The sequence below is a fragment of the Streptomyces marispadix genome, from assembly GCF_022524345.1.
GTDB classification, from domain to species: Bacteria; Actinomycetota; Actinomycetes; order Streptomycetales; family Streptomycetaceae; genus Streptomyces; species Streptomyces marispadix.
In genome coordinates this window covers 3,956,556-3,978,687 of record NZ_JAKWJU010000002.1, presented here as the reverse complement: position 1 = coordinate 3,978,687, position 22,132 = coordinate 3,956,556, and the positions used below count along the sequence as shown (strand labels likewise).

17 protein-coding genes and 2 pseudogenes are annotated in these 22,132 nt (G+C 69.5%); 6 read left to right on the top strand and 13 right to left on the bottom strand.

Annotated features, from left to right (window positions below; all coding sequences use genetic code 11):
- Positions 1 to 155: 155 nt before the first annotated feature.
- The 4 genes from MMA15_RS16610 to MMA15_RS16595 all read right to left on the bottom strand — a co-directional run bounded on the left by MMA15_RS16610 (position 156) and on the right by MMA15_RS16595 (position 6,259).
- Complete coding sequence (locus MMA15_RS16610; protein ID WP_241060671.1) at positions 156 to 1,160, bottom strand: hypothetical protein; 1,005 nt, start codon at positions 1,158 to 1,160, stop codon at positions 156 to 158.
- A complete protein-coding gene (locus MMA15_RS16605) occupies positions 1,153 to 2,508 on the bottom strand; it encodes a radical SAM protein (RefSeq protein ID WP_241060669.1) in 1,356 nt (451 codons plus the stop codon). Before MMA15_RS16605 ends, MMA15_RS16610 begins: the two co-directional genes overlap by 8 nt.
- Before the next feature lie 292 nt (positions 2,509 to 2,800).
- Entirely contained in the window at positions 2,801 to 4,729 is a 1,929-nt protein-coding gene (locus MMA15_RS16600) for an AMP-dependent synthetase/ligase (RefSeq protein ID WP_372498255.1), read from the bottom strand.
- Between the two features lie 222 nt (positions 4,730 to 4,951).
- Positions 4,952 to 6,259 (bottom strand): acetyl-CoA C-acetyltransferase, encoded by a 1,308-nt coding sequence (locus MMA15_RS16595; RefSeq protein WP_241060667.1) that lies wholly within the window; start codon positions 6,257 to 6,259, stop codon positions 4,952 to 4,954.
- A gap of 72 nt (positions 6,260 to 6,331) precedes the next feature.
- Here MMA15_RS16595 and MMA15_RS16590 point away from each other — a divergent pair, with 72 nt between their 5' ends.
- Both MMA15_RS16590 and MMA15_RS16585 read left to right on the top strand, forming a co-directional pair.
- A complete protein-coding gene (locus MMA15_RS16590; RefSeq protein ID WP_241060665.1) occupies positions 6,332 to 7,747 on the top strand; it encodes a 3-oxoacyl-ACP reductase in 1,416 nt (471 codons plus the stop codon).
- A 300-nt stretch (positions 7,748 to 8,047) separates the two neighbouring features.
- Complete coding sequence (locus tag MMA15_RS16585) at positions 8,048 to 8,860, top strand: MaoC family dehydratase (protein WP_241060663.1); 813 nt, start codon at positions 8,048 to 8,050, stop codon at positions 8,858 to 8,860.
- Here MMA15_RS16585 and MMA15_RS16580 read toward each other — a convergent pair.
- Positions 8,829 to 9,461 carry a TetR/AcrR family transcriptional regulator gene (locus MMA15_RS16580; RefSeq protein WP_241060662.1) on the bottom strand — a complete coding sequence of 211 codons (633 nt, stop codon included), beginning with the start codon at positions 9,459 to 9,461 and terminating at the stop codon, positions 8,829 to 8,831. The genes MMA15_RS16585 and MMA15_RS16580 overlap by 32 nt on opposite strands.
- 241 nt (positions 9,462 to 9,702) lie before the next feature.
- Between MMA15_RS16580 and MMA15_RS16575 the strand changes: the two genes are divergently transcribed.
- Positions 9,703 to 10,347 carry a TMEM175 family protein gene (locus tag MMA15_RS16575; protein WP_241060660.1) on the top strand — a complete coding sequence of 215 codons (645 nt, stop codon included), beginning with the start codon at positions 9,703 to 9,705 and terminating at the stop codon, positions 10,345 to 10,347.
- Between the two features lie 157 nt (positions 10,348 to 10,504).
- Positions 10,505 to 11,338, top strand: a complete 834-nt coding sequence (locus tag MMA15_RS16570; protein ID WP_372498347.1) for an MIP/aquaporin family protein — start codon at positions 10,505 to 10,507, stop codon at positions 11,336 to 11,338.
- A gap of 366 nt (positions 11,339 to 11,704) precedes the next feature.
- On the opposite strand, the gene MMA15_RS16565 is transcribed toward MMA15_RS16570, so the two are convergent.
- The 4 genes from MMA15_RS16565 to MMA15_RS16550 form a co-directional block, all read right to left on the bottom strand.
- Positions 11,705 to 13,204, bottom strand: a complete 1,500-nt coding sequence (locus tag MMA15_RS16565; RefSeq protein WP_241060656.1) for an MFS transporter — start codon at positions 13,202 to 13,204, stop codon at positions 11,705 to 11,707.
- A gap of 446 nt (positions 13,205 to 13,650) precedes the next feature.
- Positions 13,651 to 14,271 carry a TetR/AcrR family transcriptional regulator gene (locus MMA15_RS16560; RefSeq protein WP_241060654.1) on the bottom strand — a complete coding sequence of 207 codons (621 nt, stop codon included), beginning with the start codon at positions 14,269 to 14,271 and terminating at the stop codon, positions 13,651 to 13,653.
- A gap of 172 nt (positions 14,272 to 14,443) precedes the next feature.
- Positions 14,444 to 15,784: a cation:dicarboxylate symporter family transporter gene (locus tag MMA15_RS16555; protein WP_241060652.1), complete on the bottom strand. Its 1,341-nt coding sequence runs from the start codon at positions 15,782 to 15,784 to the stop codon at positions 14,444 to 14,446.
- Positions 15,785 to 15,944: 160 nt separating this feature from the next.
- Complete coding sequence (locus MMA15_RS16550) at positions 15,945 to 17,117, bottom strand: mandelate racemase/muconate lactonizing enzyme family protein (protein ID WP_241060650.1); 1,173 nt, start codon at positions 17,115 to 17,117, stop codon at positions 15,945 to 15,947.
- Positions 17,118 to 17,218: 101 nt separating this feature from the next.
- Here MMA15_RS16550 and MMA15_RS16545 point away from each other — a divergent pair, with 101 nt between their 5' ends.
- Positions 17,219 to 17,902, top strand: a complete 684-nt coding sequence (locus tag MMA15_RS16545) for a GntR family transcriptional regulator (protein WP_241060648.1) — start codon at positions 17,219 to 17,221, stop codon at positions 17,900 to 17,902.
- Positions 17,903 to 17,905: 3 nt separating this feature from the next.
- Here the strand turns inward: MMA15_RS16545 and MMA15_RS16540 are convergent.
- The 4 genes and pseudogenes from MMA15_RS16540 to MMA15_RS16525 form a co-directional block, all read right to left on the bottom strand.
- Positions 17,906 to 18,073: pseudogene (locus MMA15_RS16540) on the bottom strand (IS5/IS1182 family transposase); the annotation flags it as partial.
- 7 nt (positions 18,074 to 18,080) lie between these two features.
- Positions 18,081 to 19,358, bottom strand: coding sequence for a dicarboxylate/amino acid:cation symporter (locus MMA15_RS16535; RefSeq protein ID WP_241063235.1), 1,278 nt, complete (start codon positions 19,356 to 19,358; stop codon positions 18,081 to 18,083).
- A gap of 406 nt (positions 19,359 to 19,764) precedes the next feature.
- Positions 19,765 to 20,055: a DUF4229 domain-containing protein gene (locus tag MMA15_RS16530; RefSeq protein ID WP_308290549.1), complete on the bottom strand. Its 291-nt coding sequence runs from the start codon at positions 20,053 to 20,055 to the stop codon at positions 19,765 to 19,767.
- A gap of 254 nt (positions 20,056 to 20,309) precedes the next feature.
- Positions 20,310 to 20,835, bottom strand: a pseudogene (locus MMA15_RS16525) (GNAT family N-acetyltransferase).
- 243 nt (positions 20,836 to 21,078) lie between these two features.
- On the opposite strand from MMA15_RS16525, the gene MMA15_RS16520 reads away from it, so the two are divergent.
- Complete coding sequence (locus MMA15_RS16520; protein ID WP_241060646.1) at positions 21,079 to 22,128, top strand: DUF3344 domain-containing protein; 1,050 nt, start codon at positions 21,079 to 21,081, stop codon at positions 22,126 to 22,128.
- The last annotated feature ends 4 nt before the right edge of the window (positions 22,129 to 22,132 follow it).

Here is a 22,132-nt window from a genome sequence, read left to right as displayed (position 1 = left end):
ACCGGTGATCCGGCCCCGCCGCCGACTCCGACGACCGCATGGACCATCGCGCGTCGTCGGAGTCCGGGCGGAGCCGGGCAGCGTGGTGGTGGTGGCACACGCAGGAAACACCGCGGACTTCGGCCGCCCGAACGGGACTTGACCGCCGGGCCCGTTCAGCGGCTCCAGGCAGGCGCACGTTCCAGATGAAGGGCACACCCCGCGTTCAGCGCCTTGGCCGCCCGCCGGGCCGGCTCCCCGCTGAGCCCCGCACCGCGCAGCGCACGCAGCGAAAGGAACTGCGCCGCCATCAGCGCGACGACGGGATCGCCGGAGGTCACGTAGCGCTCGCAGCCCGGATCGTCCAGATCGCGGGACTCCAGCCTGCGCCCGGCGCACAACTCGGCGATGAGCCCTTCTATCCGCCTGCGCAGCGGGGGACGTGCCTCGCCTGCCGCCCAGCGCATATACGGGAGCTGGCACGTGCCCATGGCGACGAGGACCGTCTCGGCCATCCTCCGCACGACCGGGTCCGGGTTCAGCAGCTCGTGCGCCTGGCAGACGGGGATGCATGTGCACACCTTGTTGCAGGTGCAGATCGTGCCTCCCGTGCTGCCGCCGTACGAGCCCGAACTGGTGCCGCCGTAGGTGCTGCCGCTCGTACTGCCGTAGGTCGGGTCGGCCGGGTCGGGGTAACTGCCGCCGGGCGACTCGGTCTCCGTCGGATACGTCGGCAGGTCCGTGGGCGCCTCCGGGTAGCTGCTCGACGGGTACGGGTCGCTGGGAGTGGGGTAGGAGGGCGTGTCCGAGGGGGTGGGCGACTCGGTCCCGTAGCCGCTGGGAGACGGGGACAGCGGGGACTCGGGATCGTCGTCGTCACATCCGCTGAGCAGCAGCGCAGCCGCGACCGACGAGGCGATGCCGGCGCCGAGGAAGCCGCGCCGCCCGGACTTCGCCGCCCACGGCGGACTGGTGATGGGCAGCACCTCGACGGGACCGGTGGAACCGTCGGCGTTCACCCGCTGGATCTCGTAGCGCGGAGCGGCCTGCGCCTTCCCGGACCGGTCACGACCGGACCCGCCCCGCCCGGACCCGTCCTTACGGGACTCCCCGTCCGTACGGGACTCCCCGTCCTCACGGGGGCGCCTCGGCTCCGGCCAGGGCAGCATGACGTCATTCACCGCGGCCTCCGTGGACTGAGCAGTCGTCGCCGCTCCGGCGGTCGCGCCAGATGAGGCCGCCCGACCCGGCGATACGGGTGAGGAGCTGGTCTTTCACCAGCTCACGGGTGATGTGGCAGCGCTGCGAACCGGCGAACTCGCCACGCCCGTTGGCCGCCAGCGACTTGTGGTAGCAGTCGCCCGCGCAGTTCCACTTGGCGAAGCACCCGTCGCAGAAGGACCGCTGCTCGACGCCGAGCCCGCGCAGCCGCTCCAGCGCGTCCATGTCGAAGGTGTAGCCGTCCGGCCCGGACGATCCGTAGAAGAAGACGTCCGCGAACTCGTTGTCCTCGGAGAACGCCTCGAAGCAGGCCGACACCCCTCCCGAGGGGCTGAGGCAGAAGTTGTCCTGGGTGACGCCGCAGAAGTGGTTGGTGAGCGTCCCCACCCGGGCCGCGCTGTAGACCAGTTCGTGCCCGAAGCGGGCGGCACGGGCCTGTGCCTCGCGGTAGGCGGCGATGAAGTCCTCTGTCTCGGCGTCCGGTTCGCCCTCGTGCCGCCCCAACTGGTAGGCGGGCTCGACCTGTACGCGCTTCGGCGTGAAGTTCGACAGTACGAACTCGATGGAGTCCGGCAGCAGCGGGATCTGCTCGGCGGTGACGGTCAGCCGCACCGCGTACGGATATCCGGCCTCGGTGAAGCGCCGCATCGTGTGCATCACGCGTGAGCTGGAGCCCGTGCCCCGCACCGTCGGCCTGTGCTTGTCGTGCGCCTCGGGCAGCCCGTCGAAGGACAGGCTCATCCCGCCGTTGAGGTTGCCGATCATCCAGTCGATCTGCCGGTCGCTGAAGACGCCGTTGCCCGCAGACGCCGCGATGACCTCCAGATCGCCCGCCTGCTCACGTGCGTAGGCCAGCGACTCCGTCATGAGGTTCCAGTGGACGCTGGGCTCGCCGCCGCCGTGGTAGTTGACCCCGGCGAACGGGGCGCCCTGCCGCCTGGCGTTGTCGATGACGAAGTCGATGCCCTGCTTGGCCACTTCCATCGTCATATACGTGGCGGGGGCGTCACCGGCGGAGGCGTAGCAGTAGGTGCAGCGCAGATTGCACGCCGTCGTGAGGAAGAGCGTCACCTCGGTCGGCGACGGCTCGCCCTCCCGGCGTGTGACCGGCGACGGGGGCTCGCCCAGCAGCCCCGCCTCGCGTGCGAACGCGACCACGCTCTCGTCGCCGCCCCCGCCCGCCAGCACGCCCGGAAGCTGCGCCGCCATGCCCTTGCTGGCGGCGAAGGCCGTTCCGTGCAGCGGTGCGTACACCAGGTACGCCTCGTCCTCCAGGGGGATGGCGAACACGTCCCCGGTCTTGTTCAAATTCTTGCTCCCGCCGCTGCTTCCCGCACGAACCCTGTCGTCGCGCAACGGCATCGGACCACAACTGAGCGCATACGAAGGCGCCTTGGCAATATCTCCCCAACTGGACGGGAACTTGCCGGTACTCGGCGCCCCGCCCCAGGCCACGGGCACGGGGCCCACGGCCACGGGCCCACGGACAAGCCACGGCCACCAAGCACGGGAGCACCGAGCACCGGAGCGGCGGCGGCCCGACGCAGGCACCGGTACGCACCCGCGCCCGCGCCGCCCCGCTTCCCGCGCCCCGAGCGCCCTACCGCTCGTACAGCTTCGCGATCTCCCTCTCGTAGTCCCTCACGATCGCGGCCCGCTTCAGCTTCAGCGACGGCGTGAGATGACCGCCCTCCTCGGTGAAGTCCTCGGGGAGCACGGCGAAGCGCCGGATGGACTCGGCGCGGGAGACCATGCGATTGGCCTCGTCGACGGCCTGCTGGAGGTTGGCGAGCAACTCCGGGTCCTCGGCGAGCTGTTCGCGGGACAGCTCCTGCTTCTTGTGCATCTGCTGCCAGTGCGCCAGACCGTCCGGTTCCAGGGTGATGAGCGCGGTGATGTACGGCCGGTCGTCGCCCACGACGAGGCACTGGCTGACCAGCGGATGTGCGCGCAGCCAGTCCTCCAGCGGCGCGGGCGCGATGTTCTTGCCGCCGGAGGTGATGATCAGGTCCTTCTTGCGCCCGGTGATCGTCAGATAGCCCTCGTCGTCGAGGGCGCCGATGTCGCCCGTCGCGAACCATCCGTCGCCGCCGACCTCCGGCACGGCGGTCTGCCGCTGCGAGTCCCAGTAGCCGGCGAAGACATGGGCGCCCTTCAGCAGCACCTCGCCGTCGTCCGCGATGCGCACCGCGGTGCCCGGCACCGGCCAGCCGACCGTGCCCAGCCTGGGCTTCAGCGGCGGCGTACAGGTCGAGGCCCCCGTGGTCTCGGTGAGCCCGTAGCCCTCGAACACCGAGATCCCCGCGCCCTCGTAGAACGCGGCGAGACGCGAACCGAGCGGCGATCCGCCGCTGATGACGTAGCGGCAGCGACCGCCGAGCGCGGCCCGGATGCGCCGGTAGACCAGCAGGTCGTACAGGCCGCGGGCGGTCCTCAGCCCGGCACCCGGCCCGTTGCCGCGCCCGTGCTCCTGCTCCTCGACGGCCTGTCCGTAGCGGCGGGCGATGCGCGCGGCACGGTCGAAGGACGAGGCGCGGCCCATCTTCTCGGCCGTGGCACGGCCGGTGTTGTAGACCTTCTCCAGCACGTACGGGATGCCGAGCAGGAACGTCGGCCTGAAGCCCGCGAGATCGGCGAGCAGATCCTCCGTCTGGATGCTGGGCGCGTGCCCCAGCCGTACCCGGGCCCTCATGCACGCGACCGCCACCATGCGCCCGAAGACGTGCGAGAGCGGAAGGAACAGCAGCGTCGAGGCGGGGTCCTTGCTGACGGACTTGAAGACGGGGTGGAGCAGTTCGATGTCGTTGTCCACCTCGGCGAAGAAGTTGCCGTGGGTGAGCACGCAGCCCTTCGGCTGCCCCGTGGTGCCGGAGGTGTAGATGAGGGTCGCGACGTCTTCCGGGCCCACCGCGCGGCGGCGCTCGGCGACTACGTCGTCCTCGAGCTGCCTTCCCGCGGCGGCGACTTGGGAGAGCCCGCCCGCGTCGAGCTGCCAGAGGTGTTCCAGCTCGGGCATGGCTCCGCGCTCGGCGGAGAGCATCCGCGACTGCTCGACGTTCTCGACGGCGCAGCCGCGCGCCCCCGAGTGCTGAAGGATGTAGCGGGCCTGCGCGCTGGAGGACGTCGGATAGATCGGCACGGTGACGAGGCCCGCGGCCCAGCCCGCGAAGTCGAGCAGCGTCCACTCGTACGTCGTACGGGCCATGATCGCGATACGGTCGCCCGCGCGGAGGCCGAGAGCGATGAGGCCCTTCGCGGTGTTGAGGACCTCCTGTGCGAAGTCGGCCGCCGACACGTCTCGCCAGGTACCGTCCGGCCGCTTACGGCTGAGCACCGCCTCGAACGGCGCCTCCTCCGCGTTGGTGAACGGGATGTCCCCGAGGGAACCGCTCGTGACCGCCGGTGCGAACGGCCGCGTGGACACCTCCCTGACGACGCCGTCCACCACCTCCTTCTCCGGCTCTACGAGCGTGGGGCCCGGACTGATGCCGCCGGGCGCCGGGGCTTGGTTCGCTGGCTGGGTCGTCACGAGCGGCTCCTGTTCGTGAGGTACCTCTTGTGTTCGGCGTGGCGGGTGGTCGTATGAGTCGTGGTCGTATCAGTCGGCGTGGGTTCGAACGGTGTCGGTTCGGACGGTGTCGGTTCGGGCGGGAAGAGCAGAGCCGGGCCCGGCGGAGCAGCTCGGCCAGGGCTACGGGTGGCGGGCACCGGATGCCGCACTCGGGGTGCCGGAGCCGGGTGCCCGCGTCCGTCAGGCCCTCTCCAGTACGGCGGTCACCCCCTGGCCCCCCGCCGCGCAGATGGAGATCAGCCCCTTCGCTCCGGCCTGTGCGTCGCGCTGGGCGAGGAGCTTGGCGAGGGTGGCGACGATCCGCGCCCCGGTGGCGGCGAAGGGATGGCCGGTCGCCAGCGACGACCCGGCGACGTTGAGACGTTCGCGGTCCACGGGCGCGAGCCCCCGCTTCTCCCACGCTGCGAGGGTCGCCAGCACCTGGGAGGCGAACGCCTCGTGGATCTCGAAGAGTTCGAAGTCCTCGATGCCGAGCCCGGCCCGCTCCAGCATCCGCGGCACGGCGTAGGCGGGCGCCATCAGCAGCCCGTCCTCCCCCGGCCGCCCGTCCTCCTCGTAGAAGCTCACCGCGCCCGTCTCGTACGTGGACAGATAGGCCAGCGGCTCCAGCCCGTGCCGCTCGGCCCACTCCTCGCTCGCGAGCAGCACGGTCGCGGCGCCGTCGGTGAGCGGCGTGGAGTTGCCGGGCGTCATCGTCGCGTCGGGCTGGTCCGTGCCGAAGACCGGCTTGAGTTCGCCGAGTTTCTGCACGGAGGTGCCGGGCCGCAGGTTCTGGTCGCGGGCCAGGCCGCGGAACGGTACGACGAGGTCGTGCAGGAAGCCGCTGTCGTAGGCGGTGGCGAGGTTGCGGTGGCTGGCGGCGGCGAGGACGTCCTGCTCGTGCCTGCCGATGTTCCACTCGCGTGCCGTGCGGGCGGCGTGCTCGCCCATCGAAAGACCGGTGCGGGGCTCGGCGTTGCGCGGGATCTCGGGCACGAGGTGGCGTGGGCGCACCCGCGCGATCTCCTTGGCACGCTCCTTCAGCGTCTTGGCCCTGCGTGCCGCGAGGAGGATGCGCCGCAGCTCGTCGTTGACGCCGAGGGGCGCGTCGCTGGCGGTGTCGGCGCCGCCCGCGATGCCCGCGTCGAGCATTCCGAGCGCGATCTTGTTGGCGACGGCGATGACCGCCTGAAGTCCGGTGCCGCAGGCCTGCTGTACGTCGTAGGCGGGTGTACGCGGATCGAGCCGGGAGCCGAGCACGGTCTCCCGCGCGAGGTTGAAGTCCCGGCTGTGCTTGAGCACGGCACCGGCCACGAACTCGCCGACGCCGCGCCCCCGTTCGCCCGTCAGCTCGAACCGCTCCACCAGCCCGTCGAGCGCGGCCGAGAGCATCTCCTGGTTCGAGCAGGTCGCGTACGGTCCGTCGGAGCGTGCGAAGGGGATGCGGCTGCCGCCGATGACGGCAACGCGGCGCGTGGTGCGGGAACTTGTGAGGTCGCTGGAACTCATCCTCGACCAGACTCCTGACCTGAAAGTAACCTTACTCGGAAGTAAATTTACGCGAGCCGGAGGAATCAGGGAATGGCTGACCGATATCTGCATTGGACCAACACACGTCCCGGCCGCCTCCTCACCCGCCGTCTCGGCCTTCCCCGTCCCGTACCGCTGCACCGCTGGACGGCCGAGCGGCCGGCACTGGAAGGAGGCCCCATCCTCCACCTGACGCCGGTCCCGCCGCGCGACGGCGCCGGTTACGCCGAGGAACTCGCCGCCGTGCTCGAAGGCAACGGGTTGCCCGTCGTCACGGACACGACCGGCGCGGAACCCCGTGCGCGCTCCGCCGCCGTCGTCGTCGACGCCACGGGAGTCCGCGACGTACCGCGACTGCACCATGTGTACGACTGCCTTCGCCCGGTGGTCCGTTCGGTCGCCGAGTGCGGACGCATCGTGGTACTCGCCGCACGTCCCGACCCCGAAGACCACCATCAGGCCGCCGCACAGCAGGCGCTGGAGGGCTTCGTGCGCTCGCTCGCGAAGGAGACCGGCGGCGGCCGTACGGTGCAACTCGTGCGCCTGGCGCCCGAAGCGGGCCCGGCGGACGCCGAGTCCACCCTCCGTTTCCTGCTCTCGCCGAGGTCGGCGTACGTCAGCGGGCAAGTCATCGAGATCGGCGACGGGATCGCCGCTCCCGCGCCGGCCGATGCGTCCGGCGGCACATCCGGCGAGGCGTCCGCCGGGTCCGGCACTGCTTCACGACAGGGCCCGCTCCAGGGCCGTACGGCGCTGGTCACCGGTTCCGCACGCGGCATCGGCGAGGCCGTCGCGGCGACGCTGGCACGCGACGGCGCCCACGTCGTCTGCCTCGACGTACCGCAGGCCGAGGCCGAACTGACGCGTGTCGCCGAGTCGTTGGGCGGCACCGCGCTGCCGCTGGACATCACCTCGGACGACGCGGGAGACCGCATCGCCCAGGCCCTGCCCGAGGGTGGTCTCGACGTGCTCGTACACAACGCGGGCATCACGAGGGACCGCAGGCTCGCCAACATGAAGCCCGAGCGCTGGGACCAGGTGCTGGAGGTCAATCTCGCCTCGGTCCTGCGCACGACGGACCGCCTGCTGGCGGCGGGCGCGCTGCGGCGCGGCACCGGCCGGGTCGTCGCCACCGCCTCCATCTCGGGCATCGCGGGCAACGTCGGCCAGACCAACTACGCGGCGAGCAAGGCCGGGATCATCGGCCTCGTGCGCTCCCTCGCGCCACGTGCCGCCGCGGAGCACGGAGTGACCGTCAACGCCGTGGCCCCCGGCTTCATCGAGACGAAGATGACGGCCGCGGTCCCCTTCTTCATCCGCGAGGCGGGCAGGCGCATGAACTCCCAGTCCCAGGGCGGCCTTCCGGTCGACGTCGCCGAGACCGTCGCCTGGCTCGCGGCGCCCGGCTCCGCCGCCGTCAACGGCCAGGTCGTACGCGTCTGCGGCCAGAGCCTGCTGGGAGCGTGATCGCGATGACCGTTCGCCGTCTCAGCGCGCCGCCCCGGCTGTCCGTCGTGCTGGCGCGCGGCGCGCTCTCCGCACGTTCCAAGCGCGGCCCCTACGACGGGGCGCGGCTGCCGGAGGAGCGGCTGCTGCTTCCCGAAGCACGCATCGACGCCAGGCGGCTGCGTGCGTACGCGCGTGTCTGCGGCTTCGCCGACGGGAGCGCGACGGGCGACGCGGGCGCGGCCAGGGCCGGGGATCGGACCGGAGCCGAGAGCTGGCCCGGAACCGGGACCGGGACCGAACCGCGATGCCGGCTCCCCCGTGCCGCCCACCTATCCGCACATCCTCGGCTTCCCGCTCGCGATGGAGCTGATGGCGAGGCCCGACTTCCCGTTCCCGGTGCTCGGCCTCGTACACACCGGCATCGAACTCACCCAGTACCGGGCGCTGCGGCCGGGCGACCGGCCGGAGATCTCCGTACACGCGGAGGGCCCGACGCCCCACCGGCGCGGCAGCAGCTTCGACGTGGTGACCGAGGTCCGGCTGGCAGGAGCGCTCGTCTGGCACTCGCGAAGCAACTATCTCTGCCGCCACCGCCCCAAGAACGCGGACGCGGACACGGACAGCCACACGCACGCACAACCCGGCACCCGGCCTCCGGAAGACCCCGCGCCACCGCTGCCGCTCCGCGAGCACTGGGACCTGCCGTCCGGTCTCGGACGCCGCTACGCCCGCGCCTCCGGCGACGGCAACCCCATCCATCTGCACCCGCTGACCGCCAAGCTCTTCGGCTTCCCCCGCCATATCGCCCACGGCATGTGGACCTTCGCCCGCGCCCTCGCCGGTACGGGTGCCACCGCGGGCAGCGAACAGCTCACCGCCCGCGCGGAGTTCAAGGCTCCTGTGCTGCTGCCGTCGACCGTCGCCTTCTGCGTGGACGAGCCGACGGCCTCCGCCGGCGGCTACCGCGCCCCCGTACGCGTACACCGCTTCGAGCTGCGCGGTCGTGACGACCGCGGCGGCGACACGGACGGAAGCGCGAGCCGAGGCAGCGCCGGCGGCGCGGGCGGCGCGACCACGGCCGGCCGCCCGCGGCTGCACCTCACCGGTGAGGTGACCAGCGAGCGCCCTTGATCATCTGCCCCATGCCCGTCCAGCAGAAGTTCATCAGCGTCGCCGCGGTCTCCTTGGGCGAAGGCACCGCGTCCGTACGGGAGTTGGCCCACACCGCCAGCGACTCGGCCGCCCCCACCATGGCGTGCGCCAGCCCGGAGACCTCGCGCTCGGCGAACTTCTCGTCGCAGCCCGCGTCGACCGCCGCCCGGCCCAGCAGCAGCGTCACCAACTCCGTGATCTCCGCCCGCATTCCGGCGATCTCACGGGCGAAGGGCTCGCCCTGCGTATCGGCACGGTGCAGCACCGACCACCCGTCGGGCCTGGCCGCCGTATGCGCGAAGAAGGCACACAGCCCCCGCCATAGCTGCTGCTCGGCGTCGGCGGGCTGGGGCTCCCCCCCCCCCGCACCGCCGCGTACGGCAGCGACCAGCGCGGCCCGCTCCCTGCGTATGCACGCCGTGAACAGGTCTTCCTTCGACTTCAGATACAGATACACCAGCGGCTTGGAGACCCCCGCCTCCTCCGCTATGTCGTCCATCGACGCCGCCTGATAGCCGTGCCGTGCGAAGCCCGCCACGGCGGCGTCCAGCATCTGCCGCTCGCGCACCTCCCGCGGCATCCGCCGGCGCCCCCCGCTTCTCGTCCCCTTGGTCCCCACCTGAACGCCCCTCCGCGTCATCTCCCCCGTCTCCCCACGGAATGCTCGGATGTAAGCGTACGCGGACCCTCCGTCAACGCACCTGGCGAGCGGGGTGACAGACGCTCAGCCCCGCGCCCGCCGCCGCCCCGCCGTACGGATTCCGCGGGTCCCGGGCGCGGGATGAATCCGGCCGTACCGGCGCACCTCTACCATCCGGCACGTGGACCACACAACGGCCCCTCCCCGTACCGGCGGCGGGCCCGAACGCCTGGAGAGCCTCTCCGACAACGTCTTCTCCATCGCCATGACGCTGCTGGTGCTCGACATCACCGTCAGACGCGGCCTGAGCACCGAGGCTTTCCGCGAGTCACTCCATCTGACGCTCCCCCATATCGCCGCCTATGCGCTGAGCTTCGCGGTCATCTCTGAGTTCTGGCTCGACCACCGTCGCATCCTGGCGGCCTTCCCCTCGATCGACGGCAGGGTCACCGCCCTCACACTGCTCGGCCTCGGCTTCACGGCACTGCTTCCCTTCCCCACCGCCCTGCTCGCCGAGTACAGCGACCAGCCCCAGGCCGTCGCCGTCTACGGCCTCAACGTCTCCGCGCTCAACGGCGTACATCTGGCGCTGCTGCTCACCTCGCACCGGCGCCTCGGAACCGCCTCGGGCGACGCCCTCCGCCTCCGCCGGCTCGACGCCGTCGACCTGGCGTCCACGGTGTTCGTGTTCGGCGCCACGGTCCCTCTCGCATTCGCCTCCCCGACGGCCGCGAAATGGTTCTGGCTCGCCCTCTTCCCGGCCAAATTCCTGATCGGACGCCTGCAACGGCACGCCCGTACGCCATCGGGTGGACAAACACAGTGACGCGCCCGCAGGCCCGCTGCGGTCTCCGCGGCCCTGCTTACGGTTTCGGAGAGGGGGAGGGAGGGCTGTTCCGATCGACCAAGGAGAGCCGATGGCTGAGCAACACACGAAGAGCAGTCCACGCCGACTCGGTTACAGGACTGGAATCGGCGGCGAGCTGATCGCCGAATTCCTGGGCACCTTCGTCCTCATTCTGATCGGCTGCGGCTCGGTGGCCGTGGCCGTCGTCGGACTCTCCGGCTCGGGACGCCAGACCGGCGACTTCGGGCCCGCGAACTGGCTGATCATCTCCTGGGGATGGGGACTCGCGGTCGTGTTCGGCGTGTACGTCGCGGGAGGCATCAGCGGCGCCCACATCAACCCGGCTGTGACGCTCGGCTTCGCGGTACGCGGTCACTTCCCCTGGCGCAAGGTGCTCCCGTACTGGGCGGCACAGCTCGTCGGCGCCTTCATCGCCGCCGCCCTCGTCTACGCCACGTACCACTGGGCGATCGACGCCTTCAACGCCAAGGAGGGCACGGGACGCGAGAAGTCCCTGCCGACCTTCTCCATCTTCGCGACGTTCCCCGCCGAGTACTTCGGGGACTCCTGGTGGGGCCCCTTCCTCGACCAGATCGTCGGCACCGCCTTCCTGCTGCTGCTCGTCTGCGCGCTGATCGACATGAGCAACAAGGCGCCGATGTCGAACATGGGGCCCTTCCTCATCGGCCTCGTCGTCGTCGCGATCGGCCTCACCTACGGCACGAACGCCGGGTACGCCATCAACCCGGCCCGCGACCTCGGCCCCCGCCTCTTCACCTTCTTCGAGGGATGGGGGGCCATCGCCTTCCCAGGCAACTTCGACTGGTTCAGCAGCTACTGGTGGATCCCCATCATCGGCCCGCTCATCGGCGGCGTCATCGGCGCGATGGTCTACGAGCACCTCATCAGCCGCGTCATCTCGGCCCGCGGCCAGGTCCACCCGGAGGGAGAGGCGGGCGAGGCGGAGTAGCCCCCGCCGACCGCGAGGTCCCAAGACGCGAAGCCCGAAGACGCGAAGCCCGAAGACGCGAAGCCCGAAGACGCGAAGGCTCCCAAGGCCAGAGGACGCGAAGACCCCCGATATCCGGCAGCCCCGCACGGCACCGGATATCGGGGGTCTTCGTCATGAACGATCGTCATGAGCGGCGGGCGGCAGCAGGCCGGGGAGCCAGAAGCGTGCGAAGTGAGGGTGGCCGGGGGCGAGACGCGCCCCCGGTCGATTCGTATGCGGCTCCCGGCCGCACGCCCGCCTCGACCGCCGGACTCGCCGCCGCATCCCGGCCAGGGCACCTGAGCATGTCCCGGCCGGCACGTGCCGACGAGCCCGACCGCCGTATCAGTTCGCCGGCTGAGCCGGCGGAGCCGACGTCTCCTGCGCGGAGAGCGGTGCGGCGATGTCCTCCAGCGAGCGGCCCTCGGCCGGGACCGCCAGGAACGCCGCGACCACACCGGCGGCGCACATCAGCCCGGCGCCGATGTTGAACGCGAGCGTCGTGTCGGCGAGTACGCCGTTCTCCGTCAGCTCGGCGAAGATCAGCGGGCCGCTGATACCGCCGACGGCCGTGCCCAGCGCGTAGAAGAACGCGATGGCCATGGCACGGGTCTCCATCGGGAAGATCTCGCTGACCGTGAGGTAGGCCGAGCTGGCACCGGCGGAGGCGAAGAAGAGCACCACGCTCCAGCACACCGTCAGCGTCGTCGCCGAGAGGACGCCGCTGGAGAAGAGCGCGGCGGTGCCGAACAGCAGGGCGCCGGACCCGATGTAGGTGCCGGCGATCATTATCTTGCGGCCCACGGTGTCGAAGAGCGGCCCGAGGAGAATGGGCCCGAGGAGATTTCCGATCGCGATGGCCACGAAGTAATAACCCGTCGATCCGGCGGGCACGTCGTAGAACGCCGCGAGAATCGCCCCGAATCCGAAGGTCACGGCGTTGTACAGAAACGCCTGGCCGACGAAGAGGGAAAGCCCGAGGAATGCGCGGGAGCGGTACTTGGAGAAGACCGTCTTCGCGATCATCCCGAAACCGATCGACTGCCGCTGATTGATGACGATCTCACCGGACGGCTCGGGCAGGCAGCCCTCCCCGTGCTGAGCGACGCAGCGCGCCTCCGCGTCCTTGACGATGGCTTCGGCCTCGTCACCCCTTCCGTGGATGAACAACCATCGCGGACTCTCCGGCACGTTCCGGCGCACCAGCAGGATCACCAGGCCGAGGAAGACGCCGAAGGCGAAGGTCAGACGCCAGCCGACGTCCTTCGCGAAGATGCCGGTGTCGAGGAACGGGATCGAGAGCATGGCGCCCGCCGCGGCTCCCAGCCAGAAGCTTCCGTTGATCATGAGGTCGACGCGGCCCCGGTACTTCGAGGGAATCAGCTCGTCGATCGCGGAGTTGATGGCCGCGTACTCGCCGCCGATGCCGAAGCCCGTGACGAAGCGGCAGAGGAAGAACCACCAGCTGTCGAACGACAGAGCCGTCAGCGCGGTCGCCGCGAGATACACGGCGAGCGTGATGAGAAAGAGCTTCTTCCGTCCGTAACGGTCGGTCAGCCAGCCGAAATACAGCGCGCCGAGACACGCCCCCGCCACGTACAGCGCGGCGCCCAGCCCCGTGACCTGCGCCGAGGTGATGTCGAGCCCGCTCCCGGACTCGGACAGGCGGCCGGCGATGTTGCCGACGAGGGTGACCTCCATTCCGTCGAGGATCCAGACCGTGCCGAGTCCGATCACGATCATCCAGTGCCAGCGCGACCAAGGCAGCCTGTCCAGGCGTGCCGGCACCGCGGTTCTGACTGTGCCGGATGAAAGCGTCCCGCTGCTTCCATCTTGAACTGCCATTGCATACTCCGTCTGAATTGTTCACTGTTTTCAGGCCATACCACTCGTCGTCCCAGGTCGGGACGGGAGCGCAACTCGCAGACCCGGCGGCACAGTTAACACGCACTTCCACCTGCGGAAGGGCGTTATCGATTCATAGGGCGGTCTAATTTCGGCCGACTCACCGGCCCCACCGCGCACTTCACCCAATGCGGAACATCCCGGGCGGGTAATGAACCTCGCATTCTCTCCGAATCAGGACCGGGTCCAGGTCCCGGTCCGGGCCCGGTGTCGGTCCCGTACGGTCCGGCCCGTGAGCAGCGCCGCGCGCCCCCGACTACGCCTGTCCGGCGGCGGGTTGAGGATCGGGGGCGGGACGGTACGCCGACGCACCGGTGCCCCGGCGGCACAAAGCGCCGCCGGGGCACCGGACTTGCTGTCATTCGTTCGGGGCGGGGACGCGGCCGTCAGGCGGTTCCCGCCGGGGTGGAGAGCGCGCCGTTCAGGAAGACCTCCACCAACTCCTGTGCGGAGAGCTGCGGTTCCTCCTCCCCTCGGGGCTGCGTGAACAGCAGCCCGAGGAAGATCGCCGCGATCTGCTCGGCGGGCAGCCGCAGGTTGTCCTTGTCGGGCTCCAGAAGTTCGGCCACGGCGCTACGAGTACGGGCCATGGACTCCTCCCGGCTCGCACCGCGAGGAGGCTCACCGCCCCGGTCCCGGCGGAAGTGCCCGGAGGCGTAGAGCGCTCCGGCCACCGCGCCCATCCGTGCCAGATGAGCCTGTAGCGCTTGGGCCGCCTCGGACAAGCGCTCGGCGAGAGGCTGGTCGAGCGGGATGGACATCAGCTCGCGTATCGCATGATCGGGGTGTACGGCCTCGGCCACGCAGGCGTTCAAGAGTTCCTCCTTGTCCGCGAAGACACGGAAGATCGTGGCCTCGCCGATTCCCGCGGCACGTGCGATCTTGCTGGTCGTCACGGCGGCGCCGTACTCGGCGATCAGCGGGATCGCCGCCTTGATGATCGTCTCCCGCCGCTGCTCAGGGCTCATCCCCGGCGCCCGGCGCCGGGTGGATCGCGTCTCGGTCATACCCCGAAAGTACGGAGTGAGTACTCACTCCGTCAAGGCCGAGTGAGTACTCACTCCGTTCTCTTGTGCGGAACGAGGCCGCTTCGCGCGCTGTAGAGCGGAGAAGTGCGGCGCCCGTGGTGATCCTCAGAGACCGCGCAGGGTCTCCGAAGTCGTTGGAGAGCCGGTTCGGTCAGGCGCCGGCGGCGACCTTGGTTCCATCGGCTGTTTCCGACGACGCGGGCGTCTTCTTGGGATAGAGCATGGAGCGGGCTTTGGTGCTGTCGAAGTCGTTCTCCCACTTGCCGATCACGATGGTGGCGATGGCGTTGCCGAGGACGTTGATGAAGACCCGGCCCTCGTTGAGGATGCGATCGATCCCGACGATCAGTGACAGGGCGGCCAGGGGGATGTGGCCGACTGCGGTGACGGTGCTGGCGAGAACGATGAACGCGCCGCCGGCGATGCCGGCAGTGCCCTTGCTGGTGAGCATCATGACCCCCACCATGACCAGCTGTTGTTGCCAGGACAGATCGATGCCGACGGCCTGGGCCATGAACATCGAGGCCATCGTCAGGTAGACCGCTGAGCCGTCAAGGTTGAAGGAGAAGCCGGAGGGGATGACGATGCCGACCACCGGCCGACCGATGCCGAGGGTCTCCAGTTTGCGTACGAGCTGCGGCAGGACGGCCTCGCTGGAGCAGGTGCTGAGCGCTACGAGCAGTTCGGCCTTGAGGAACCGTATGAGAGCGAACAGTCCGAGACCGCAGACCCGCATGATGGCGCCCAGCAGCACCAGGACGTAGACGATGCAGGTCGCGGTGAACAGGATGATGAGATAGGCGAGTTGCTTCAGGCTCTCGGCACCGTAGGTGGAGACCACCATGGCCAGGGCACCGAAGGTGCCCACAGGAGCCAGCCGCATCACCCAGCCGACGATCCGGAACACCACGTCCGAGAGGGCGCGGATGCCGTTGGTCAGTGGGGCCGCCTCCTCCCCGGCCATGTTCAGCGCTATGCCGAAGACGATCGAGACCAGAAGGGCGGCCAGGATCGCGTCCCCCGTGATCGCGCCGAACAGTGAGGTGGGGATCAGGGAAGAGATGAACCCGGTGAAGCTGGCGTGTTGTTGGCTGGTCTTGGGGACGTCGTCAGTGTTCAGCGTCGAGGGGTCGACGTTGAGCCCGGCCCCGGGTTGGAAGACGTTCGCGACGACCAGGCCGATGAGCATCGATGCCAGCGACAGCACGAGGAAGTAGCCGATCGCCTTCACGCCGATCCGGCCCGCCTTGCGCAGGTTGTCCATGGAGGCGATGCCGGTGGTCACCACGCAGAAGACGACGGGTATCACGATCATCTTGACCAGCGCGATGAACCAGTCGTTGAGCGGGCTGAGGGCTTCTCCGAAGCCGGGTGCTGCGATGCCGACGGCGATCCCGAGGACTGCTGCCAGCACCACCTGGAACCACAGCTCACGGATGAGTCGGTTCAGCCGCGACCGCTGCGGGCGGTCGGAGACGGTGGTGGAGGTCATGGTTTGTGCTCCCTTGCGATGACGCTGAAGATCCCTGTCCTGTGAAGTGCAGGGGACGAGAGGCAGTCCCCGTCTCGGGTGATGTGTGCGGAGCGCGGATGCAGTTGTGCGCTGGTGGCCTGAACTCCTGGGTGGTTCGGGCGGCTTGGGCTCGATTCGGTCAGGTGTGCAGCTCGCGCAGCACCCTGTAGAAGGCGGCCTTGCCTTCGAAGCCGACCCCCGGGATGTCGGTGAGCCCGACCTGGCTCTGGCTCTTCTCGACGACTGCGTCGTCGGCGAAGCCGCCGGTGGGCTGGAACTCGCCCGGATAGGACTCGTTGCCGCCGAGCTTGAGGGCGGCGGCGATGTGCAGAGAGAACTGGTGTCCGCCGTGCGGGATGCACCGGCGTGAGGACCAACCGTGCTGACGCAGCATGTCCTGGATGCGCAGGTATTCCACCAGGCCGTAGCTCAGCGCGGGATCGACCTGGATGACGTCCCGGTCAGGGCGGAGGCCGCCGTAACGGATGAGGTTGCGGGCGTCCTGGAGGGAGAAGAGGTTCTCGCCGGTGGCGATCCGGCCGGAGTAGTTCTCGGCGACCACGGCGTTGAGGCGGTAGTCCAGTGGGTCGCCGATCTCCTCGTACCAGAAGAGGCCGTAGGGCTCGATCGCCCGTCCGTATTCCAGCGCGGTGGCCAGGTCGAAGCGGCCGTTGACATCGACGGCGAGGCGGGACCCGTCCCCGTCCAGGACGTCGATGACGGCCTCGATGCGCCGCAGGTCCTCCGCCAGGTCGGCTCCGCCGATCTTCATCTTGACCACGTCGTAGCCCAGGTCGAGGAAGCCGCGGATCTCGTCTTGCAGATCACGCAGGGACTTGCCCGGGGCGTAGTAGCCACCAGCGGCGTAGACGAAGACCGAGTCGTCGGGCTCGCCGTCGCCGTAGCGGTCCGACAGCCACCGGTACAGCGGCTTGTCCGCGATCTTGGAAGCGAGGTCGAACAGCGCCATGTCCACCACACCGACCGCGACCGAACGTTCCCCGTGTCCGCCGGGCTTCTCGTTGCGCAGCATGATCTCCCATGCCCTGGCGGGATCGAGTCCGCCCTGCTCGTCCAGCAGGCTGCGGGGCTCGGCGTCCATCAGCCGCGGCAGGATGCGCCGGCGCAGGATCTCCCCCGCGCTGTAGCGGCCGTTGGAGTTGAAGCCGTAACCCACGACGGGCCTTCCGTCACGGATGACGTCGCTGACGATCGCCACTATCGAGCAGTCCATCGCGCTGAAGTCGATCCAGGCGTTCCGGATTGAGGAGCTGATCGGGACGGTGCCTTCGTAGACAGCAGTGATCTTCACGTGGGGCCTTTCTCATATCTTATAAGTTGCGAGAATGTTAGGGTGAGACGGCCGAGAGGCGCTGTCAAGGGCTACGACGTCGGGAAGGATTCGCAGGGGCGATGGAAGGCACGAACCTTTTCCTCAGCAAGAGCGATCTTGCCTACACGGAGCTCCGTCGCCAGATCCTCTCCGGCGCCATCCCGGCCGGTTCACGGTTGGCCCAGTACGAACTAGCCGGCTCTCTCAACATGAGCATCACGCCCCTACGCGAGGCCATCAGGCGGCTCAGCAGCGAGGGGCTGGTCGACGTCGAGACCCACCGCGACGTCCGGGTCTCATCGATGAACTCCGAGGAGGCGCGGCAACTGTTCGAGGTACGACTCTCGCTGGATCCCACAGCAGCCGAACTCGCCGCGACACGGCGCACTCCCGAGGACATCTCCGCTATGCAAGCCGCGGTCGACAACCTGCTCCCCGTCACGCGCCAGTGGGGCGAGGATGCGCTCACCGCCCATCGCGCTTTTCATCAGGCGCTGTACCGTGCCTCCCACAACGACGTTCTCATCCGCCTCCTGGACGACCTGTGGGACAAGTCCGACCGCTACCGCCGCCTCGGCCTCGAACTTCCGCCCGGCGACGAACCGCGTACGCGGGACCTCCAGGAGCATCACGACCTCGTTGAACTCATCAAGGCCGGCCAGGCTGCCGAGGCAGCCCAGCTCATGCGCGGCCACATCATCCACAGCCTGACCGCCTCCGCCATCACCGCGCTCGAAGACCGCGAAGGTACGCAGGCCGACTGAGCCGCCATGGGTGAGCAGCCGCAGCGACAGCGGGGTTCCGTGTCCGTCGGTGATCATGCGGCGCTTGGGCCGGCGCGGCCCCGGTCGACCGATGACGGCCGGGTTCGGCCCCTCGTGACCGGAGCCGACCACGGCTCGCGATCGGTCGAGCCGGGCAGCCGCCGATGCCTCAGGTTGGCTACGCCGCCGCGGCTGGCCGCACCTCAGGCTCGAAAGCGTCCAACTCTGCCCCACGGGCGCTCGCGTACATGTCGCGGTCGAGAATCCGCTCCCGCGCCGAGACCAGTACGGGGATCACCGACTGCCCGGCGACGTTCGTGGCCGTACGGATCATGTCCAGGATCGGGTCGATCGCCAGCAGCAGGCCGACGCCCGCCAGCGGCAGCCCCAGCGTGGAGAGGGTGAGCGTGAGCATGACCGTGGCGCCCGTGAGGCCCGCGGTGGCGGCGGAGCCGATGACGGAGACGAAGACGATCAGCAGGTACTCGCGCAGGCCCAGATCGACGCCGTAGAACTCGCCGATGAAGACGGCGGCGATCGCCGGGTAGATCGAGGCGCAGCCGTCCATCTTCGTCGTCGAGCCGAACGGCACGGCGAACGAGGCGTACTCACGCGGCACCCCGAGCCGTTCGGTGACCTTCTGGGTGAGGGGCATGGTGCCCACGGACGAGCGGGAGACGAAGGCCAGTTGGATCGCGGGCCAGGCGCCGCGGAAGAACTGGAGCGGGTCGACCTTCGCGACGGTGGCCAGCAGCAGCGGATAGACGCCGAAGAGTACGAGAGCGCAGCCGATGTAGACGTCGGCGGTGAACGTGGCGTACTTGCCGACGAGGTCCCAGCCGTAGTCCTTGATCGCGGTGCCGATGAGGCCCACCGTGCCGATCGGCGCGAGGCGGATGATCCACCACAGCGCCTTCTGGAGCAGGGCGAGCACGGCCTCGCCGACGGAGAGCAGCGGCGCCGCCTTCTCGCCGAGCTTGAGGGCGGCGACTCCGGCGACGGCCGCCATGAAGACGATCTGGAGCACCTGGAGTTCGGTGAAGGGCGTGATGACGTCGGTCGGGATGATCCCGGTGAGGAAGTCCAGCCAGGAGCCGGACTCCTCGGGCTTGGCCGCGTCGTCGCCCGAGAGTCCCGTGCCCGAACCGGGGTCGGTGACGAGCCCGATGAGGAGCCCGATGGCCACGGCGATCAGCGAGGTGGCCATGAACCACAGCAGGGTGCGCGTCGCGAGGCGGGCCGCGTTGTGCACGTTCCGCAGGTTCGTGATCGAGACCATGATCGCGAAGAAGACGAGCGGCCCGACGGCGAGCTTGAGCAACTGCACGAAGATCTCGCCGGTCTTGGTGAGCGCGGCCCCGAGCCATGCGACGTCGCCGTCGCGGACGAGCCGGCCCAGCAGTACGCCGAGGACTAGTCCCGCCAGGATCTGCGCCCAGAAGGGGACCTTCGGTATGCGGCCTCGGCCTTGAGGCTTCGTCGTACGTTCCGCCGTGCCGGACGGCGTCGAGGCCGTGCCGGGCGGCTCAGTGGCATCGGGGGCCTTCGGCGCCACGGAGGACTTCGGGCTTCTGGGGGACTCGGAGTTTCCGGAGGGCTCCGGGGTTTCTGCGGACGACGGCACGTCAAACTCCCGCTCGATGGCTCGGCAGTGGCATTCGCTTCCCGGAAAGGAGTTTCCGCCACGGGCTTACGAGCACCGACAACGTGCCGCCGGGCACCGCTCATTCCCGGCGGAGTGTCAGGAGAATGTGACGAGCCTTACGTGCCGCCCCGAATCCGTACAGGATTCGCATACATCAACAGAACGGACACAGGGCCGCAGTGTTCGCGTATGGCTTCGGCCGTCTGCCGATCCGGCGCTACGCGACGCCGTCCTCCTGGCTCTGATTCGCCGTCAACCGCTCCTTCGCGCGGCCGACTCCGTCCGCGATCTGCTCGGACATCGCGTCGCGCTGCTTGCGCAGCAGCACGAAGCTGATCGGCGCCGAGACCACGAGCGCCAGCAGCACGACCCACAGCGGGTTGGAGCTGCCGATGCCCTCGGGGATGATCCCGGTGTACGCGAGGACCGCGACGACGACGAGGCAGCCGGCGAAGACGCCGGCGCGCATGGCGGTGTAGCGGAGCGTTGCGTGCGACTTGCTGCTCACGGGGGTCTTCTCCGGACTTCTCGGTGATTCGGGGGCAGCGGGCCGCGGTGCGGCTCCGGGCCCTGACGCGCGGCGTGCGCGGACTGCGCGTCGCGCTCCGTCAAGTCAAACACAGCGCCGCGGGCGATCTTCCCGGCCCCTTCGCCCATGCCCGTGCCGCGCTTCGGCCGGGCCGTACGGGAGGAGCGGACCGTACGGGAGAAGCGGACCGTACGGGAGGAGCGGGAGGAGCCCCGGCCGCGACCGCCGGCGCCCTACGTGAGCTGAAGCCACAGCGTGACGTCGTCCCGTAGATCGCCGTCGGCCACCTTGATCGCCCCCGGCAGCCGCCCGACCTCGCGGTATCCGCAGCCGGCGTAGAACCGCTCCAGACCGAGCCCGCCCCGGCAGGTGAGCCGCAGCGCCGTGATGCCCTCCATGCCTCTCGCCACCTTCTCGACCTCGGCCATCAGTTCCCTTCCGTGGCCGTTGCCCTGGAGCGAGGGGGTGCACCATCACCGTGTAGACCGAGCACCAGTGGCGCTTGAGCCGGTGTGCGTTGAGGGCGAGAAAGGCGCCCGCGACGATCGTGCCGTCCCCGTCGCGGCCGATGAGCATGCGCGTACGGCCCGCGTCGACGGAGGCCAGATGTGCGAGCAGGTCGGGCCGTATCTCCTCCTCTGTGATAGGCGGCACGAAGCCGACGGCACCGTCCGCATTGGTCACGGCCGCCCACAACGCGCACAGCCCGTCGCGTAGTTGAGCAGTGATGGACGGGTCCGTCTCGAATGTGAGCGACATACGGCCGACCTTAACCGAGCATTCGTCCGGGCCGGCTCGGTGGCCTGTTCGGCTGCATGCGCTCCATTGAGTGCCCGCTAGTCAGTGAAAAGGTAAAGATGACCGGCGCGCCACCGGAACTTCAACGACCGCCTTTGTAAAGGTCGCTCTGTTTCGTGACGGGAGACGGAGTCATCAATGGTGGGCATCAGGAAATCAGCGGCACGCGGCCTGAGCTGCGCGGTGCTATGCGCGGCAGCGACAGTGTCGCTTTCCCCGCAGGCGACGCCGGCGCCGAACCCCTCGTCGGCGCCGGACCCCGCGCCGCAGAAGACGGGCCAGGCGCTCCAGGAGCGCTATCACTCGACGCGTCACGGGGGGATCGCGACGGCCGCGAACGCCTCGATCACCTGCCGGAAGACGGGCGCTGACGCCGCCTCGTGCGGCTCGGCCCAGAGCGGCGGTGCGGGCCGCAACGACGGCTACGACATGTTCTACTCCGACGTCGACCGCGACCCGGACACCTACAACTCGACCCGCGCGAGACTGCGCCTGCCGAAGAACTCCGAGGTCTCCTACGCGCGGCTCTACTGGGGCGGCAACCTCCGCGTGGGCGAGGTGAAACCGGCCAAGGACAACGGCAGGGTGCTGATGTCCGAGCCGCGCGGCTCGTACCGCGCGGTCAAAGCGGACACGGTACGCACCCACCGCCGCGACGACGGGGCGGACGCCTACCAGGCCTCGGCGAACGTGACGCCGCTGGTGCGCAGAAGCGGCCCCGGCGTGTACACGGTGGCGCAGCTCAATGTGGCGATGGGCCGTTCCAAGGCCGGCGCGTGGGGCGGCTGGACGCTGGTCGTGGCCTACGAGGACAAGAAGGCGCCGCTGCGTCATCTGAGCGTCTGGGACGGGCTCGCGGCGTCGGAGCGGCATTCCGGCGGAATGCCCGTGGCGTCGCGTGCGATGAACTTCCCCTCGGGCGCCGGGGGTTCGGTGGGTGTCGTCGGATACGACGGCGACCGGGGCGTGGGAGGCGAATCGCTCACGCTGTCCGCCGACAAGCGTGCGGGCACCCGGATCTCGAATTCGGCGAACTCCCGTGACGACTTGTTCAATTCGACGATCACCGACCTCGGACGTGAGGTCGCCGGGCGCGTTCCCGCGCACCGGAACACGCTCGGATACGACTCCGACGTATTCGACGCACGGGAAGCGCTCCGTTCCGGAGGCAACCGCCTCCAATTCCGCTTCGCCTCCGGCGGCGACGACTATCTGCTCGGTGCGCTACACGCGGAGGTCGACGCCCGCCGCTGATTCC

Bases quoted from the DNA above. Each gene is read 5' to 3' on its own strand.
- MMA15_RS16560 (WP_241060654.1), bottom strand. From the start codon at position 14,271: ATGACCGAGACGCGATCCACCCGGCGCCGGGCGCCGGGGATGAGCCCT.
- MMA15_RS16565 (WP_241060656.1), bottom strand. From the start codon at position 13,204: ATGGCAGTTCAAGATGGAAGCAGCGGGACGCTTTCATCCGGCACAGTC.
- MMA15_RS16580 (WP_241060662.1), bottom strand. From the start codon at position 9,461: ATGCCGCGGGAGGTGCGCGAGCGGCAGATGCTGGACGCCGCCGTGGCG.
- MMA15_RS16545 (WP_241060648.1), top strand. From the start codon at position 17,219: ATGGAAGGCACGAACCTTTTCCTCAGCAAGAGCGATCTTGCCTACACG.
- MMA15_RS16555 (WP_241060652.1), bottom strand. From the start codon at position 15,784: ATGACCTCCACCACCGTCTCCGACCGCCCGCAGCGGTCGCGGCTGAAC.
- MMA15_RS16595 (WP_241060667.1), bottom strand. From the start codon at position 6,259: ATGAGTTCCAGCGACCTCACAAGTTCCCGCACCACGCGCCGCGTTGCC.
- MMA15_RS16590 (WP_241060665.1), top strand. From the start codon at position 6,332: ATGGCTGACCGATATCTGCATTGGACCAACACACGTCCCGGCCGCCTC.